This is a genomic window from Hoylesella enoeca JCM 12259 (assembly GCF_000613405.1).
GTDB classification, from domain to species: domain Bacteria; phylum Bacteroidota; class Bacteroidia; order Bacteroidales; family Bacteroidaceae; genus Prevotella; species Prevotella enoeca.
On sequence record NZ_BAIX01000029.1, the window covers coordinates 11,827 to 29,605 of the forward strand.

Here is a 17,779-nt window from a genome sequence, read left to right on the forward strand (position 1 = left end):
TGTTGAGTGAAAGAACCTTTTGGGGCGTTTCGAGAGATTACAATATCTCTTGAATCTCTTGCATATCGGGAATCTTGCGAAGCTGATCCATAATTGTTTTGACGTCGGCACGGTCGTGAACACGCAGCTCAATGGCACCGTCGAAGATTCCTTCATCGCTGGAAATGGTGATTTTATGGATGTTTACATTCAGTTCGCCGGAGATGACATCAGCCACATCGTGCAACATTCCGGTACGATCGATACCGTGAATAGCAATCGTTGCATCGAAGAGTAACTTACGGTGCATGTCCCATTGGGCATCGAGAATACGATTACCGAAGCTGGATTTGAGTCGGCTTGCTACCGAACAAGTGCGTTTGTGAATCTCGATTTGGTTTTTGTTGTCGATATATCCAAGGATATCATCGCCCGGAATAGAATGGCAACAAGTGGGGAAGATATAGCGCCCAATGCTGTTTTCAGTAATGATGCAGGGCTTTTTCTTGTTGAAATCTTTGTCAACGATAAGCGGATTGGCCGTCTGAATCGTTTCTTTTTTCTTCTTGTCATGCCCGAGGAAAGGCACGTATCTGCGCCAACCCGACGTACTGGATTCGTTGCTTCGGTTCTTTCCGTGCAATTCGTCGAGGTCTTTGTCGCCGAGCATAATCGTCTTTTCACCCAGAGCGAGGAATAGATTATCGTATTTCTGCATGTCATGAAACTTGCAGAGTTGGTCGAGTACGGCAGTGGTCAACTCCAAATCATTCTTCTTCAGCCAGTCGTTGAGCACGGTTTCGCCGCGCTTTTGAATCTCGCGATTGTTTCTTCTGAGAATCGCTTGAATCTTAGCCTTGGCCTTGGCAGTAGATACGAAGTTGATCCACGAAGGCTGAACGTGCTGTGATTTGGATGTAAGTATCTCCACTTGATCGCCACTTTGCAGACGATGACTTAACGGAACAAGTTTGTGATTGACCTTGGCACCAATGCAATGACTACCTAAGAACGTGTGAATTTGAAATGCAAAGTCGAGCGCCGTGCATCCGGCGGGCAGTGTTTTAATTTCTCCTTTGGGCGTGAAAACAAATATTTCGGACGCAAAAAGATTGAGTTTGATGGCATCGAGAAAGTCCATTGCATCCGGTTGCGGGTCATCGAGAATCTCTTTGATGGTTCCCAACCAGTCGTTCAGTTCGCCCTCGTCTTCGGCTATTTCATTACCAGCCTTGTATTTCCAGTGTGCTGCGAACCCCTGTTCGGCAATTTCGTTCATCCGTTCACTGCGAATCTGCACCTCGATCCATCGTCCTTGTTTGCTCATCAGCGTCACGTGGAGAGCCTGATAGCCGTTGGCCTTGGGATGGTTGAGCCAATCGCGCAGTCGGTCAGGGTGTGATTTGTAGATTTTACTGATGGCAACGTAGATATTAAAGCATTCGTTTATTTCGTCTTCTTGCTGTTTAGGCGTGAAGATAATACGCACAGCGAGGATATCATAAATCTCGTCAAAGGTGACGTGTTTATTCTGCATCTTACTCCAAATAGAGTAAGGATCTTTACACGAGCCTTGATTTGATAACCGATTCCCATCTTATCGAGAGCCGATTTGATAGGACCCGTGAACTGTTCAAACAGTAGGTCGCGTTGCTCTTTGGTCAGAGAGAGTTTGCGCTTGATATTTTCATATTCTTCGGGATGCTCGTAGCGGAAACTCAAATCTTCAAGTTCGGTCTTGATTTTATTCAATCCTAAACGATTGGCTAACGGTGCATAGATATACAAGGTTTCACCAGCGATCTTGTATTTCTTGTTTGCCGGTTGGCTGGCCAACGTGCGCATATTGTGCAACCGGTCACAAATCTTGATGAGAATAACACGTATATCATCGCTCATTGTGAGCAAAAGCTTCTTGAAATTCTCTGCTTGGGCCGACGCTTTATCGCCGAATATGCCGCCGCTAATCTTTGTCAGTCCGTCAACTATTTGTGCAATCTTAGGGCCGAAGATGTTTTCAATATCCTCGACAGTATAATCCGTGTCTTCGACAACATCGTGGAGCAAGGCCGAACAAATACTGGTCGACCCGAGTCCCATCTCTTCACAGGCAATCTGGGCAACCGCAATGGGATGCATGATGTATGGTTCACCGGACAGTCTACGTACTCCTTTATGTGCCTGACGCGCAAAATGGAAAGCCTTGGTGATAATATCTACCTTCTTGCGATGACGTGATGCCAAGTAGGTTTCAAGCAAATGTTGAAATGCCTGGTCAACCATTTGATTCTCGGCGACCTCTTTCTCTTTATCGTCTTGCTGTATCTTGTCTGTTTCCATATAGTTGATTGCTGTATAAAGACGCCTTACTTAACTTTGATTTTCTTGCCGGCGCGAATATTAGAACCGCTTATATTGTTCAGTTTTCGCAGTTTCTTGACTGTTGTGTGATTGCGGGCGGCAATTTCAGAGAGCGTATCACCATCCTTAATTGTGATACTCTTGCCCTGCGAACGCTGCTTTTTCCCATGCCGACGAGTCTCTTTTGTGCGCCTGCCCGACTTATGACTGTAAGTCTTCCGAGGACTCGTATACATCGGAACATCATCATTCACTGCGACCTCTATGCGCTTGTTGAGCAGCTCGTCGGGGTTATACGCATAAATGGAGTCGGCCTTATCAATAAAGGTATTAATTAAAGCAGCAGGCAAACGCAATGCAGACGGCTGCGAACTGCCATTGATTACATTGCGACGATACTGCGGATTAAGTTCCAATAATTGCTCGGTATCAATGTGAAGCACATGGGCAATCTGGTCAAAATGAATATCACGGTTCACTAAAACGGTATCGGTCTTGGCTGGAAGATCTGTTACTAACGGGCAGATGTTGTGCTCACAGTAATAGTTCATAATGTAGTTGGCCGCAATAAAAGCAGGTACATAGCCTCTCGTTTCTTGCGGAAGATAAGGGTAAATTTGCCAATAATCGGTCTGACCTTTGGCTCGATGGATGGCCTTTGTTATCTTATCGGGGCCCGCATTATAAGCAGCGATTACGAGATTCCAGTCTCCGAAGATCTTGTATAAGTCGCTCAGGTAATGTGCAGCGGCATAAGATGCCTTTACGGGATCACGTCTTTCGTCGACAAGCGAGTTTATTTCAAGGCCGTACCGTTTGCCCGTTCCAAGCATAAACTGCCACAATCCTGTGGCACCTACACGTGAAACGGCTTTCGGGTTGAGCGCAGACTCGATTACGGGAAGATATTTTAGTTCGAGCGGAAGCCCGTAAGTCTCAAGCGCCTGTTCAAAGATCGGAACATAAAAGTTAGATGCACCGAGCATATAACTTACTGAACGGCGCAGACGCCCACTATAACGGTCGATGAACTTTTGCACAACTTCATTGTAGGGAAGTTCTATCACCGACGGGATTCGCTTCAAACGATCAATGTAGACACTTTTATCGTAAATCGGATTCACATTGGGCAGATTGCAACCGGTATCCGGATGAAGGTAGTTTTTCGTGTAATATAAATTCAGCAGACTGTCAACCTCTGTGTTCATAGCCTCGGGCACGTCGATCACTTCTTGTTTGCCTTGTGCATTAGTAACCGTAATCTCGTTAGCTTTCTTATCTTCTGTCTGCGCTTGTATGGTGCAAACGCTAAAGAAGAACATTGTGACTATCTGTAAATAAATTCTTTTCATTATTTTGTTTGCTGTTTTTTCTGTTTCCGTTTTAAAAGTTCAAGCTGCATTGTAGTCCCACAGCAGAAGCCGTAAATGGGTTACGCGAGATACGATTGTTGATGATGGCCGGTTCAACTCGTAGACTGAGATTATTTGAAATGTCAAATTCAGAGAGCGAAGCATCTACATAAGCGTCGATGACCGACAAGGCATAGACGCCCAAAAGACAAAAGAAGCTGAGATCGCGCCATCTCCGATAGCGATCTTTTCGCTGCTTGAAGAGATTCTGATAGGTAGCCATATTTTCCTTAGTAATGGCTTTTCCTAAATGCAGAAACTGGTTATAGCTCTGCGTGTTGGGGTCATCATCCGATATATCTAAATATGCCTGTGAGTAATCGTGGTACATCTGGTCGTTCCATCGCATTGCATAGACACAGCCAACAAAGCCTCCATATACTAATGGTAACTTCCAATACTTACGATTATAGATTTGTCCAGCACCAGGTAGAACCAATGCAAGCCACAGTGCTCGCTTGGGATTGGGATGCCAAGTGGCCCAATCGCGTACCGGTTTCTTTTTAGGCGTATTCTGAAGAACGGTCTTTTGCAGTGTATCTAACGGTGTTTCGCTTTCCGATTCGATGCTTTTTGCATCGTGATTGACCGTTACTTGCAATGTGTCCAGTTCCCCAGCGAATACCGATCGGGGGGCAATGACTAATAAAATACTGACTATCAGCAATAAAAGTAATATCTTATGATGATGTCTGTCCACGCTGTTACTGCTCTTTCAGTTTATCGAAAATGTTCATAATGCGTTCCAATTCCTGTTCGTCTGCAAACGGAATAGTAATTTTTCCTTTGCCTTTTGCCGAACAACTCATTTGTACTTGGGTATTAAGGAACGCAGAGAGGCGTTTTTTCAAGACATTGAACTCTTTGGGGAGTTGGGGTCGCAGGGTAATCTTCTGTAATTCGTCGCCATCGGTTTCACTGCTTTTAAAATTGCGCACAAGATCTTCTACCTTGCGTACCGAGTATCCGTTTTTCTGTATTTCCTTGAAAAGTTTGATCTGCATAGACGGGCTTTCGAGTGAGAGCAAGGCCCTGGCGTGCCCCATATCAATCTCTTTCTTTTGTAAAGCCATTTGAACCTGGGCGGGAAGTTTCAATAATCGCAGATAGTTAGCCACCGCCGTACGACTCTTTCCGACTCTTTCAGCCACCTTCTCTTGTGTCATTCCGCTGTTTTCCATCAAATGTTCGTAGGCCAAAGCAATTTCGATGGCGTTCAAATCTTCACGTTGGATATTCTCGACAAGTGCCATTTCCATCACAGTTTCATCGTCGATGGTACGGATATAGGCTGGAATGGCTTTCAATCCAGCGATCTGTGAGGCTCGCCAGCGCCGTTCGCCGGCTACGATCTGAAATTTGTTGTCGGCAATCTGACGCAGTGTGATAGGCTGAACAATGCCGATTTCGCGAATACTATGGCTAATTCTTGCAACGATTCTTCGTCAAACTCGCGCCGAGGTTGGTTTGGATTAGCCTGAATCTGGTCTATCTGGATCTCGTTTATCGTCGAACTGCCCTGCGTGCGAACTGCTTCAGTGGAAATAAGAGCATCAAGTCCGCGTCCCAGCGCATTGAATTTCTTGTGTACAGCCATATAAGTTGATGAGTTATTTTAGTTTTTGAGTTCTCAAGTTTTTTAGTTTTTGAGTTCAGAGCCGATATATCTCAATAGAGTAAACCAATCAACTCGAAAACTCAAAAACTAAAACCCTAGCTCTCGCTCTTGCTGATAATCTCCTTAGCCAGTGCCAAATGATTTTTTGATCCGGTAGAATCGGCATCGTAAAGAATAACCGGAAGACCGTGGCTCGGACTCTCGCTGAGCTTCACATTGCGCTGAATCACGGTTTTGAAGACCAGTTCTTGGAAGTGGCGTTTTACCTCGTCATAAATCTGGTTGGCCAAACGCAACCGGCTGTCATACATTGTCAGCAAGAAGCCTTCAATCTCCAAAGCCGGATTGAGTTTGCTTTTGATAATCTTAATTGTATTCAGCAGTTTGCTGATTCCTTCCAAAGCGAAGTATTCGCATTGTACAGGAATGATTACGGAATCAGCAGCCGTGAGGGCATTTACAGTGATCAGGCCCAACGAAGGTGAGCAATCGATAAGGATATAGTCGTATTCTTGGCGGATGGCATCAAGCAAATTCTTGATCACTTTCTCACGATTCTCGATATTGAGCATCTCTATTTCCGCTCCTACAAGGTCGATATGGCTTGGGATTATGTCTAAACCGTCGATATCAGTGGTATAGATTGCATCGCGCACATCAGCGTGATCGATGATGCACTCATAAAGAGAACAATCCACCTCTTTGATGTCTACGCCCAAGCCACTTGATGCATTGGCCTGCGGGTCGGCATCAACCACAAGAACACTCTTCTCGAGTGTGGCAAGCGAAGCAGCAAGATTGATGTCGTTGTCGTCTTACCGACACCTCCCTTTTGATTGGCTAATGCGATAATTTTTCCCATTTGATTCTTCTTTCTTCTATGAAATGTAGATTGCAAAGATACATATTTTATGTGAGAAAGCAGTAGATTAAAGGTTTTTTCGTACTTTTGCAGCCTAAAAACAGTTATAATTTATGGATAAAAAGAGACCTTTTATATTAATCTCAAACGATGACGGTTATCACGCCAAAGGGTTACGCAGTTTGGTAGCAATGCTCAGTGATTTAGGCGATATTCTTGTTTGTGCCCCTGAATCGGCCCGCTCAGGATTCTCTTGTGCCTTTTCTGCGGCTGAGCCTTTGCGCTTGAAGCAGCGCCGGCCGATTGAAAATGCCGAGGTATGGTCGTGTAGCGGTACACCGGTCGACTGTGTGAAATTAGCTTTGGAGCAATTTTGTCATGATCGAAAGCCTGATATTATAATCGGCGGAATCAATCACGGAGACAATGCTTCGGTTAATTCGCATTATAGCGGAACGATGGGTGTTACGATGGAAGGCTGTATGAAATATATTCCTTCGATAGCTTTTTCGCTCTGTGATCATCGTGATGACGCCGACTTTACGCCCTTGCGACCGCTTGTTCGACAGATTGTCACACGTGTGTTAACGACCGGTTTGCCCAAAGGCGTGTGTCTAAACGTCAACTTCCCGAAGCTGACTGAGTTCCGAGGTGTGAAAATTTGCCGGATGGCTTACGGCACGTGGGATAACGAATGCGTGAAAATGCGTCATCCGCACGGTTATGATTACTTTTGGATGACGGGTGAATATACCAACGATGAACCGCAGGCTGAGGACACAGACAGCTGGGCTCTCACACACGGTTACGTCTCGATAACGCCTACAACGATGGATGTCACGGCATATGAAGCAATGAAAGAGGTGCAGAAGTTGATCGTTGAGAACTGACTATTGACAATTCTAATTGGACAACTCTTGACTTTCAGCCTTAACTTTCAACTAAAATGAGGTATTATTTGATAGTAGGCGAAGCCTCGGGCGACCTTCACGCATCACATCTCATGCGCTCCTTGCAAGCTGAAGACCCGCAAACCGAGTTCCGGTTTGTGGGCGGCGATCTGATGACTGCGGTTGGGGGCACATGCATTCGTCACTATAAGGATATGGCTTATATGGGATTCGTGCCTGTGCTACTGCACTTGCGCACCATCTTTCAGGCAATGGCCACATGCAAACGAGACATCATTCAGTGGCAGCCCGACGTTTTGATTTTGGTCGATTATCCTGGTTTCAACCTCAATATTGCCCGTTATATCCACGCGCACAGCCGTATCCCCGTCTACTATTACATCTCACCGAAGATCTGGGCATGGAAAGAATACCGCATTAAAAACATCAAGAGAGATGTCGACGAACTGTTCTCGATTCTGCCATTTGAGGTCCCTTTCTATGAGCAGAAGCATCATTATCCTATCCATTATGTGGGAAACCCTACGGCAGATGAGGTTCGGCTGTTCCGAAAAGATTATCAGCAGACGGCCGAAGCTTTTAAAAGAAAGAATGGATTGGCGCTCGACAAACCTGTCATTGCTTTGTTGGCAGGCAGTCGACGACAGGAAATCAAAGATAATTTACCCGCTATGATCGAAGCTGCCGGCCGTTTCCCGAATTGCCAAATGGTGTTGGCGGGTGCGCCGTCGATTGAAGAGGCGTATTATGAGAAGTTCATTTCGGGTACGAATGTCGTACTGATGAAAGATCAAACATACGCACTCCTCTCGCATTCGGCCGCAGCGCTTGTCACAAGCGGAACTGCAACGCTCGAGACGGCATTGTTGGATGTTCCCCAAGTGGTGTGTTATGAGACGCCCGTTCCGCATCTCATCCGTTTCGCTTTCAATCATATCATCCAAGTGAAATATATCTCTCTGGTCAATCTCATTGCCGATCGTGAAGTCGTCCAAGAGCTGTTGGCCGATCGGTTCACTGTAGATAACATCGCCGGAGAACTCAACCGGCTCCTCAACAACATGTCTTATCGCGCGAAAATGTTGCAAGACTATGCCGACATTCGTCATCGTTTGGGTGACGATATAGCTCCCGATCAAGCTGCAAAGATGATGATCCGCTTGTTAAAAACGCCTGAAAGGGTAGCCGAAAGGGGAAAGGCGATCAAGTGATACTGCCTTTTTGTCGCAGCCAAAACGGCAGTTCCGAAAGTGATCAAGCGTAAATTGGTTTGCGAAAAGCCGTTAATCGGACGACGATTAACGGCTTTTCGTGTTGTAACTAACGGTTGATTGCAATACAACTAACAGTTAGTCGCAATCAGCCGAATAATCGAATGTCATAATTCTAACAAAGACTCAAAGTATAAAGATATACCACAGAGGCAGGAATCGCCATTAAAGATGAGTCGAAACGGTCGAGCATTCCGCCGTGTCCAGGCAAAATATTGCCGCTGTCTTTAATGCCCAAGGTACGTTTGAAGAGGCTTTCCACCAAGTCACCCCATGTTCCGAAGACGGTAACAACGAGCCCCAAACCTAACCATTGAACGATGGTGAGCCCCGAAAGCGCATTACTCTGTGATTCTAAATAGCCCACAACAGCAGCTGCGATGAGTACGAAGAGAGCACCGCCAATGCTGCCTTCCCAGCTCTTGGCAGGTGAGATGCGCGGGAATAGCTTGTGTTTGCCTAACAACGAACCACTGCAATAAGCACCGGTATCGTTCGTCCACAGAAAGATAAACACGCTGAGCGGCAGGAGATAATAATAATGTATGTCGCCGTCGGGGGCCTGTCGGAATGCCAAAACGTTAATCATTGAGAACGGAAGAGCGATATACATCTGCGAAAGCATTGTATAGGCCCAGTCGTGTATGGCGTTTTCGTTGCGCGTGTAGAGTTCGCTGACGAAGAGATAAACAATCGTCAGCAGATAAGGAACAAACACACCGTTGGTCTGAATGTAACCGCTGTTGATGCCGGCAACAGCCAGAAAGAAATAGACTCCGGCCACCGTAGCGATAAAACGATTAACGGTGACAGTCTTTAATTCATTCACTAACGAGCAGTATTCCCATATCGTGAGGCCCGTAATGAGACTGAATAGGAACACCATAGCCTGCGGACGCAGGAATCCCGATACCATTATGGCAATGAAAAGCACGCCCGTAATTGTACGGACAATAAGTTTTTGGTCTTGCTGCTCATCTTTTTACAGTTAAAAGACCAACCAGGGACTGTGCGTCCCAAGTCGGCCGTGATTGTTATTTGTTGTTTTCGTCAGCCTGTTTATCGGCTTCCGACTGTTTGAATTCAGCCTGTGCCTGCTTCACTTCGTCAGGCATATCTTCGAGTTTAGGTTCGTTGTCTTCCATCAGTTCTTGCGAGCGACTCACCCACGGACGCTTACCAAAGATGCATTCCACATCCTCTGCCATAATGACTTCACGCTGAATGAGGAGCTCTGCCAGCTGATTGTGCCCCTCTTTATGCTCTATCAGGATTTTCTTTGCACGCTCATACTGTTCGTTGAGCATTTTGATCACCTCGTCATCCATAATCTTTGCGGTTGTATCCGAGTACGGACGCTGAAACTGATATTCCTGATTGTTATAGTAACAAACATTCGGCAGTTTGTCGCCCATACCTGCATAGGCAATCATTCCATATGCACTCTTGGTGGCTCTTTCCAAATCGTTCATTGCACCTGTCGATATATGACCGGTGAAAAGTTCTTCGGCTGCACGCCCGCCGAAGAGTGCACACATCTCATCGAGCATCTCTTCTTTAGTCGTTATCTGGCGTTCTTCGGGCAGATACCACGCTGCTCCCAATGCGCGCCCACGCGGAACGATGGATACTTTGACCAAAGGATTGGCGTGTTCGCAGAACCACGACACCGTGGCGTGCCCAGCTTCGTGCAGCGCAATGGTACGTTTCTCTCTGGCAGTCATCACTTTCGTTTTTTTCTCCAAACCTCCGATGATGCGGTCTACGGCATCGAGGAAGTCTTGTTTACCCACCTTTTTCTTATCATGTCGGGCAGCAATCAGGGCAGCTTCATTGCAAACGTTGGCTATATCTGCGCCTGAAAAACCCGGAGTTTGCCGTGCCAACAAGTCGATGTCAAGACTTTCGTCTATCTTGACAGGGCGAAGATGCACCTGGAAGATTTCTTTTCGCTCAGTCAGGTCAGGTAAATCGACATTGATCTGACGATCGAACCTGCCCGCACGGAGCAATGCACTGTCGAGCATATCTACTCGGTTAGTGGCTGCGAGGATGATAACGCCGCTGTTGGTACCGAATCCGTCCATCTCGGTAAGCAGTGCATTGAGCGTATTTTCGCGTTCGTCGTTACCGCCCATAGCCGGATTTTTGCTCCGGGCACGGCCAATCGCGTCGATTTCATCAATAAAGATGATGCTCGGAGCTTTCTCTTTGGCTTTTTGGAAAGCGTCGCGCACACGACTGGCACCTACGCCTACAAACATTTCGACGAAATCTGAGCCGCTCATCGAGAAGAACGGCACGCCCGCTTCGCCCGCAACAGCTTTAGCCAGCAACGTTTTTCCTGTTCCGGGAGGTCCCACTAATAGCGCGCCTTTCGGTATCTTGCCCCCCAAGTCGGTGTATTTCTGCGGATTCCGAAGAAACTCCACGATCTCTTGAACCTCTTGTTTGGCACCTGCCTGACCGGCAACGTCTTTGAAAGTAATGCCTATCTCGTTTCCCTTTTCATACATTCGGGCCTTGCTCTTGCCTACACTGAACACGCCGCCCCCACCGGTTCCACCTCCCCAACGCCGCATCAAGAAGATCCAAACCACGGCCACCAGAATGAAAGGAGACAGATTGAGGAGGATGTTTATCAGATCGTTGCCTCGCTTGTTTTCGTAACTGAAATCAACGATCTTACCCTTTTGCTGTTCAACGGTGAGATATTTGTCCAGCTCATCGATAGAGCCAAAGTCAACATTCACATATGGATGTGCTCCCACTTGCTTGGCCGACATATTGAAAACATCGCGAACATTCTTGGCTTTGACATACATTCGCAGCGTACCCTCATTCTTATTGACCACCACGCTCTGTGCGTAGCCTTTCTCGACATACTCTTTAAACCTCGTGTAAGTGGCCTGTTGGCTGGCTCCGTTGCCGCCAAGCGCCTCGCCGCCACCCGAAAGAAACAGTATGATGAGCGCTACCAACACGATGGCATAGACCCAATTCATATTGAATCGGGGCATCTTCGGCTGTTGATCCGGGCCGTTAAAGGGATTGTTGTTATTGTTCATTTGTTCTTAATTGATTAATCTATGTCTGGTGAACGGGTCAATTTCGCGTCCTGCCAAAGATTTTCCAAGTCGTAGAATGCGCGTGTCTCAGGCAAGAAGATGTGTACCATCACATCACTGTAATCCATCGCCACCCATTGGTCTGTTCCCAATCCAACTACGTGAGTGGCTTTTCGCCGCTGTCTTTCCAAGCAAAATCACCTACCGATTCGGCAATCGCTTCTACTTGCGAGGGCGAATTGCCTTGACAGATCACGAAATATCGGGCAATGGCTCCGTCTATATTTCCGAGATCTGCAATAACTATGCCACTCCCTTTCTTTTCTTGAATCCCACGGGTGATCGTCTTTACCAGTTCGTTTGTCTTAATCATTCAATGTTAATTAATTATGAATCGCAAAATTACGTTTATTTATCGACATCCCCATAGAAAGCCTTTTTTATTTGGAATTTTTATGAATGGCGGACAGAGGCCTAATGACGAACGAAAAAACTGACGAGTTGCCCATGCAACCCGTCAGTCTTCATTGGAGATTTAAAAGTGCGCGGAGTGCCAACAAATCCTCATTCAACACTCCACACTTACCATTCCGAAGCCTATGGTTTCGGCGGCGTTGTTCCACCACCGCCTTTCTTTTTCTTTTCCTGTTTCGGCACCTTGTGATATTCCACGCCTTTCAGATCGCGGAAATCCTTGGTGGGGATGAAGCGGATCTGCGCACGCTTGATGTGTTCGGAGGGTTTGAAATCCTCAGCTTTCTTCACCGCCTTCGACTGAATCGACGGGCGGAACGTACCTAGCGGACCGGCGTCCACGATGTAACCCTGCGAACAAAGGAAGTTCAACACCTTGCGTGCTTTGTAAAACACGGCTGCAATGTCGGCTTCGCCGACGGTCGAATCCTCGGCCATCAAGGCGCAGAGGCGGTCAAACATGATGCGCTCTTTCTGACAAACCAATGTTGCCACAAACAGTTTTTTCTCTCCATCACTGACGAAATTTAATTCGCGCTCATTTAAAGAATAGTCCATTTTTCTGTCTCCTTTTCACTTGTTTATAATATATTGATTTATAATGATTTACAGAATCTCTTTTCGTGTCCCAAAAAACGTCTGGTCGTTTTACTGAAAACGTCTAGTCATTTTGCCCAAAACGTCTAGACGTTTTTAGGAAAACATCCAGATGTTTTTTTGAAACCACAGGATGTTTCTTTTATGATCAAAAGAGAAGATATTATTCAAATGTAAATGTTGGCATTCCCCAATCGCGTGGCGTTCCGCCGACTGTTATTTGTCCTCGCGCAAACCAAAGGAAATATGCATAAGCATCATTCCCAGGAACAGGCGAAGAGGTAAAATAACGACCATAGAGACTTTGTTGCAAATAAGATTTAGTTCCTCCTAAGGTGGATTGTAAGAGGTACATACTTAGAGCCGGTATATAAAAATACTGGTTCATGGTGGCTGCAGAAGGCTGACCGACTGGAATGGTAAGTTGCAGCCATAATGGAGTTGTATAAGTCCTATAATCTACACCATTGTAAGCAGAACTACTAAATGTGGGAATGTAGGCCTTTTTCTTAATCCATATTCCACCTTTATACAAATGCCCATTCCATATCCACAGTTCATCATCATCCCAATGTGGACTGCCTTCTGCTGCATAATGGGTCATTTCATTGACATTGGGATAAGTGGCGGCAGAATGAGATGCTTGTGTGACACCACCATTATCAATAGTATTGTACCAGCGATTATCCGGATCAGATGCATTAGCCGGATAATTATCACCATCACCACCCGAAGAAAGATAACTGTCTCTATTAACAGGTTGGTCGCTCTCATGATTGTGCCAATAGTCATTAACAGCATCCCACATATAATACTTATTTTCTGTATAATCACGTAAGGCCAGATTGGCTGTCATATCATAAATGGTATTGGCTACATATGTTGTCGCAGGAATCGTCTTAGTAATCGTTCCACGAACATTTGTTGTTGGATCAAAAAGCCAATATCTTATTTTAAGCGCGTGAGTACCCGGAGCAATTACCATAAAGGCACCATTAGTGGTAATACTGGTTGCAGAATTGGTTAGTGGAAAACCTTTACCATTATTCATGACTGTTCGCAGCGTTATAGTTTTAGAACCACTACTGATGGGTGTATTGGATAACCCTGTGTTAGAAAGCTTATAAATACCAGCAATATCGTTATCGGAAGTTACTTCTATATTCTCGATATAAGCATCGGTAAGAATGGATGTTCCTATCCGTGGTAAGAAGCAGAGATAGGTTGCTTTGTGGTTTAACTTAAAGTGAAATTTGCCATCTGCTTCTTTGGTAGCTGTTGCTATACCACAGTCGCCCGAATTCTGAAAATGATCTGTGGTGTTAGGCAATTTTTGTAGCTGTTGGGAAGCTATCTGAACTTGATTGGCTTTCCCTGTGCCCAAACCAGTATAAGTAACGGTATAATCATTTCCGGTGTAAGTTCCAGGAACCATAAACTTTGCAGCTTCTGTCTTGGTCGTAATACTATTCGCTGTGCTTGAATTAAAAGTGTTGTTATCATCCTTTACGAAAATATATTCAGAGTTGTTAGACCAATAAAATTTCCCGGTGGTATAATCCATTGAAGTGCGAGTGCTGGGATTATCTCCAGAGGTGAAGGTTGTCAATTCTTCTGTATTCTCTTTTTCTTGCTGTTTGTCTGCAACAATATTCTCACTTGAACAACTTGCCCATAGACATAATGTTGTCATGATGGCAAACAATGATATATTCTTTCTCATTTACTATAAATTTTAAAATGTTACTATACTTTACTTCGTTACTATCCCCCAATCTTGTGGAGCCTCTTCATACTCGTCTTCTTCATCCAGCCATCCGGCTTTAGCATCTCCAAGACTTCCACCATGGATTGCAGGATTGTGCTGACTATGAAATGAGGTTTCCATTAAATAACAATGGGATTCAATACTAATAATCCCAATCCTGGGCTTCACATAAGCCCTACTCTCTAAATAATTTTTGTCCATATACATTATGTTTTTAGAATAAATAATCATGCTTATTTTCCTCTTTCCCAGTTGGCAAAAGGACATGAAAAGACAAACAAAGGGAACTCCGAGAAGCCCTTTGTTTATTGGTGTTTAGTCGTCTCCTTACGCGCGCGCGTAGCGAAGACCTAAAATGTCTCTACGCCAGGTGCGATGTGTGTGTGTGTGTGTGTGTTAAGACTTTTTCCGAGATATGCAAATATAAATCGTTAAAAGATGCAAGAGAAACGAAGTTCTTTTGCATGCCCTTATTGTTGCTGTTTATATTTGCTTGTTTAATCATCTCTTTAATTGTTCAGACCCCCATCCCCCTAACTTAGGGGGCTAAGGCGAAAAACTGGGGGCAAAGGTATAACATCTTTTTGAATTAGACAAAGAAAATGAAAAAGAATTGCATGAAATGCAAAAAGACACAACGCCAAACGTCTCTGTTTGGGGTTGTGTCTTCACACTGGGAGTGATTCTAATTGCGGAACACGAGACCGCTTCCGAACGAATCAATGATGATGGGTTTGTCGTTGGAAACCTCGTCGGCGAGGATCTTTTTAGACAAATCGTTGAGCACGTAACGCTGGATGGCACGTTTCACGGGTCGTGCACCGAACTCGGGGTCGTAACCCACCTCTGCGAGATATTGAATGGCTGCGTCGGTTACTTCAAGTTGGAAGCCCTGCGGTTCGAGCATTTTCTTGACGGCATTGATTTGTAGTTTCACTACGTCAGCAATCTCTTCCCGACTCAATGGCAAGAACATGATCGTCTCATCGATTCGATTGAGAAACTCGGGTCGTATCGTTTTCTTCAGCATTTCCATCACTTGACTACGCGTTTCGGCGATGAGCTGATCGCGATTAGAAGCATCGAGCTTCTCGAATTGCTGCTGGATGAACTGGCTGCCGAGGTTAGACGTCATAATGATAATGGTGTTCTTGAAGTTCACCGTGCGCCCTTTGTTATCCGTCAGACGACCATCGTCGAGCACTTGAAGTAGAATGTTGAACACATCGGGATGTGCTTTCTCGATCTCATCGAATAAAACCACGCTGTAAGGTTTGCGTCTTACGGCTTCGGTGAGCTGTCCGCCCTCGTCGTAACCGACGTAACCCGGAGGTGCGCCGATAAGTCTCGATACGCTGAATTTCTCTTGATACTCGCTCATATCGATGCGCGTCATCATTGTTTCGTCGTTGAACAGGTAATCGGCGAGCGCTTTGGCCAACTCGGTTTTACCCACTCCGGTGGTGCCCAGGAATATAAACGAGGCTATCGGACGCTTAGGATCTTGCAGTCCGGCCCGCGAACGGCGCACGGCATCACTCACAGCAGTGATCGCTTCGTCCTGACCGATGACGCGTTCGTGCAATTCTTCTTCTAAATGCAACAATTTATCGCGCTCGCTTTGCAACATCTTGGTCACGGGAATACCCGTCCATCGACTCACAACTTCGGCAATATCATCGGCCGTCACTTCCTCGCGCACCATCGCTTCGCTGCCCTGCGTGGCTTTGAGTTGCAGTTGAATACTGTCGATGTCGTCTTGCAGCGACTTCAATTTTCCGTAACGGATCTCGGCTACACGCTCGTAATTACCTTCGCGTTCGGCGCGTTCAGCCTCGAATTTCAGGTTTTCAATCTCCTGCTTATCCTGCTGAATCTTGTTTACCAGTGCCTTCTCGCCTTCCCATTTGGCGCGGAATGTCTTCTCCTGATCACGTAACTCGGCAATTTCTTGATCCAGTTGCTTTATTTTCGGTTCGTCATTTTCCCGCTTAATCGCTTCTCGTTCGATCTCCAATTGCTTTAATTTGCGCGTAATCTCATCCAACTCCTCAGGCACCGAGTCGCGTTCCATCCGCAGTTTGGCGGCTGCTTCATCCATCAAATCGATGGCTTTGTCGGGTAAGAAGCGGTCGGAAATGTAGCGTTCGGATAGTTTTACGGCCGCGATACACGCATCGTCCTGGATGCGCACCTTGTGATGGTTCTCATATCTTTCCTTTAAGCCGCGCAGAATGCTGATGGCATCTACTTCGGAAGGTTCATCCACCATCACGGTTTGGAACCGACGCTCCAGCGCTTTGTCCTTTTCGAAATACTTCTGGTACTCATTCAGCGTCGTCGCACCAATCGCGCGGAGTTCTCCCCGGGCCAAAGCCGCTTCAGAATGTTGGCTGCATCCATTGCACCTTCGCCGCCGCCGGCTCCCACGAGAGTGTGAATCTCATCGATAAAGAGGATAATTCGGCCCTCGCTGTTGGTTACTTCCTTGATCACACTTTTGAGTCGCTCTTCGAATTCACCTTTATATTTAGCGCCGGCAACCAACGCACCCATATCGAGTGAGTAGAGTTGCTTGTCCTTTAAGTTCTCGGGTACGTCACCGCGAACGATTCTTTCGGCCAGACCTTCCACGATTGCTGTCTTACCCGTCCCCGGTTCACCTATTAATATCGGGTTATTCTTAGTACGGCGAGACAGAATCTGCAATACGCGACGAATCTCGTCGTCGCGTCCGATAACGGGATCGAGCTTGCCGGCGCGGGCATCTGCCACTAAGTTCTTGGCATATTTCTCAAGCGACTGATAGTTCTCGTCGCCGCTTTGCGATTTTACCTGTTGCCCTTGGCGCAGTTCGTTAATAGCCGCACGCATCTCTTTTTCCGTGCAACCTGCATCTTTCAGAATACGGCTCGCCGTGGAATTGATTGCCAGCAGAGCCAATAACATCGGTTCGACAGACACGAATTCGTCGCCCATTTGCTGCGAAATGTCCTGTGCCCGCGTCAAAACTGCATTCGTGTCATTACTCAAATACGGCTGACCACCCTCAACACGCGGCAGATGTTGGATCTCCTGCTCTGCGAGTGTTTCGATTTGTGCGCCGTTGACGCCCAATTTCTGAAAGAGATAGGCCGTCACGTCTTTGGCTTTGGTTATGATTCCGCGCAACAGATGCACCGGTTCGATGGTCTGCTGACCAGCCTGTTGTGCCGTGTTTACAGCTTCTTGAACTGCCTCTTGCGCTTTGATTGTAAATTTATCGAATGTCATATATAATTCCTTTCTTCTTCTTTTGTTTCTCTGCTGATCATCAGTCAAAAGACGTGCCTATGCAAATCAGCATGCCAAATCGACATAGAAAGGAGACAGAATGACACTAACGAGGAGCAACATCATCCCTAAGTTGAGAATTGACAATTGAGAATCGGAGAGTGATTTACGGTTTATTACACGGT

At 46.1% G+C, this 17,779-nt stretch carries 9 protein-coding genes and 5 pseudogenes; 2 read left to right on the forward strand and 12 right to left on the reverse strand.

Annotated features, from left to right (window positions below):
* Positions 1-37: 37 nt before the first annotated feature.
* The 5 genes and pseudogenes from JCM12259_RS14700 to JCM12259_RS14710 all read right to left on the reverse strand — a co-directional run bounded on the left by JCM12259_RS14700 (position 38) and on the right by JCM12259_RS14710 (position 6,232).
* Positions 38-2,262, reverse strand: a pseudogene (locus tag JCM12259_RS14700) (RelA/SpoT family protein).
* Between the two features lie 83 nt (positions 2,263-2,345).
* Positions 2,346-3,692, reverse strand: coding sequence for a lytic transglycosylase domain-containing protein (locus JCM12259_RS08845; RefSeq protein WP_025066189.1), 1,347 nt, complete (start codon positions 3,690-3,692; stop codon positions 2,346-2,348).
* Positions 3,693-3,723: 31 nt separating this feature from the next.
* Positions 3,724-4,452 carry a DUF5683 domain-containing protein gene (locus JCM12259_RS08850; protein WP_021584464.1) on the reverse strand — a complete coding sequence of 243 codons (729 nt, stop codon included), beginning with the start codon at positions 4,450-4,452 and terminating at the stop codon, positions 3,724-3,726.
* Positions 4,453-4,456: 4 nt separating this feature from the next.
* A pseudogene (locus JCM12259_RS14705) lies at positions 4,457-5,349 on the reverse strand (ParB/RepB/Spo0J family partition protein).
* 116 nt (positions 5,350-5,465) lie between these two features.
* Positions 5,466-6,232 (reverse strand): annotated as a pseudogene (locus tag JCM12259_RS14710) (ParA family protein).
* Between the two features lie 113 nt (positions 6,233-6,345).
* On the opposite strand from JCM12259_RS14710, the gene surE reads away from it, so the two are divergent.
* The gene (gene surE / locus JCM12259_RS08865; RefSeq protein ID WP_025066191.1) at positions 6,346-7,122 is read left to right on the forward strand and encodes a 5'/3'-nucleotidase SurE; all 777 of its coding nucleotides are present in this window, start codon (positions 6,346-6,348) and stop codon (positions 7,120-7,122) included.
* Positions 7,123-7,178: 56 nt separating this feature from the next.
* Positions 7,179-8,354, forward strand: coding sequence for a lipid-A-disaccharide synthase (gene lpxB, locus JCM12259_RS08870; RefSeq protein WP_025066192.1), 1,176 nt, complete (start codon positions 7,179-7,181; stop codon positions 8,352-8,354).
* A gap of 175 nt (positions 8,355-8,529) precedes the next feature.
* On the opposite strand, the gene JCM12259_RS08875 is transcribed toward lpxB, so the two are convergent.
* The 7 genes and pseudogenes from JCM12259_RS08875 to clpB all read right to left on the reverse strand — a co-directional run bounded on the left by JCM12259_RS08875 (position 8,530) and on the right by clpB (position 17,594).
* Positions 8,530-9,330, reverse strand: coding sequence for a phosphatidate cytidylyltransferase (locus JCM12259_RS08875; RefSeq protein ID WP_081784184.1), 801 nt, complete (start codon positions 9,328-9,330; stop codon positions 8,530-8,532).
* A gap of 118 nt (positions 9,331-9,448) precedes the next feature.
* A complete protein-coding gene (gene ftsH / locus JCM12259_RS08880) occupies positions 9,449-11,482 on the reverse strand; it encodes an ATP-dependent zinc metalloprotease FtsH (RefSeq protein ID WP_025066194.1) in 2,034 nt (677 codons plus the stop codon).
* A gap of 14 nt (positions 11,483-11,496) precedes the next feature.
* A pseudogene (gene rsfS, locus JCM12259_RS14715) lies at positions 11,497-11,855 on the reverse strand (ribosome silencing factor).
* Between the two features lie 224 nt (positions 11,856-12,079).
* Entirely contained in the window at positions 12,080-12,514 is a 435-nt protein-coding gene (locus JCM12259_RS08890) for an HU family DNA-binding protein (protein ID WP_025066195.1), read from the reverse strand.
* A 202-nt stretch (positions 12,515-12,716) separates the two neighbouring features.
* Positions 12,717-14,276: a hypothetical protein gene (locus tag JCM12259_RS08895; protein WP_060544128.1), complete on the reverse strand. Its 1,560-nt coding sequence runs from the start codon at positions 14,274-14,276 to the stop codon at positions 12,717-12,719.
* Between the two features lie 30 nt (positions 14,277-14,306).
* Positions 14,307-14,522 (reverse strand): hypothetical protein, encoded by a 216-nt coding sequence (locus JCM12259_RS08900; RefSeq protein WP_036888844.1) that lies wholly within the window; start codon positions 14,520-14,522, stop codon positions 14,307-14,309.
* A gap of 484 nt (positions 14,523-15,006) precedes the next feature.
* Positions 15,007-17,594: pseudogene (gene clpB, locus JCM12259_RS14720) on the reverse strand (ATP-dependent chaperone ClpB).
* Between the last annotated feature and the right edge of the window lie 185 nt (positions 17,595-17,779).

Bases quoted from the DNA above. Each gene is read 5' to 3' on its own strand.
- JCM12259_RS08845 (WP_025066189.1), bottom strand. From the start codon at position 3,692: ATGAAAAGAATTTATTTACAGATAGTCACAATGTTCTTCTTTAGCGTT.
- surE (WP_025066191.1), top strand. From the start codon at position 6,346: ATGGATAAAAAGAGACCTTTTATATTAATCTCAAACGATGACGGTTAT.
- lpxB (WP_025066192.1), top strand. From the start codon at position 7,179: ATGAGGTATTATTTGATAGTAGGCGAAGCCTCGGGCGACCTTCACGCA.
- JCM12259_RS08875 (WP_081784184.1), bottom strand. From the start codon at position 9,330: ATGGTATCGGGATTCCTGCGTCCGCAGGCTATGGTGTTCCTATTCAGT.
- ftsH (WP_025066194.1), bottom strand. From the start codon at position 11,482: ATGAACAATAACAACAATCCCTTTAACGGCCCGGATCAACAGCCGAAG.
- JCM12259_RS08890 (WP_025066195.1), bottom strand. From the start codon at position 12,514: ATGGACTATTCTTTAAATGAGCGCGAATTAAATTTCGTCAGTGATGGA.
- JCM12259_RS08895 (WP_060544128.1), bottom strand. From the start codon at position 14,276: ATGAGAAAGAATATATCATTGTTTGCCATCATGACAACATTATGTCTA.
- JCM12259_RS08900 (WP_036888844.1), bottom strand. From the start codon at position 14,522: ATGGACAAAAATTATTTAGAGAGTAGGGCTTATGTGAAGCCCAGGATT.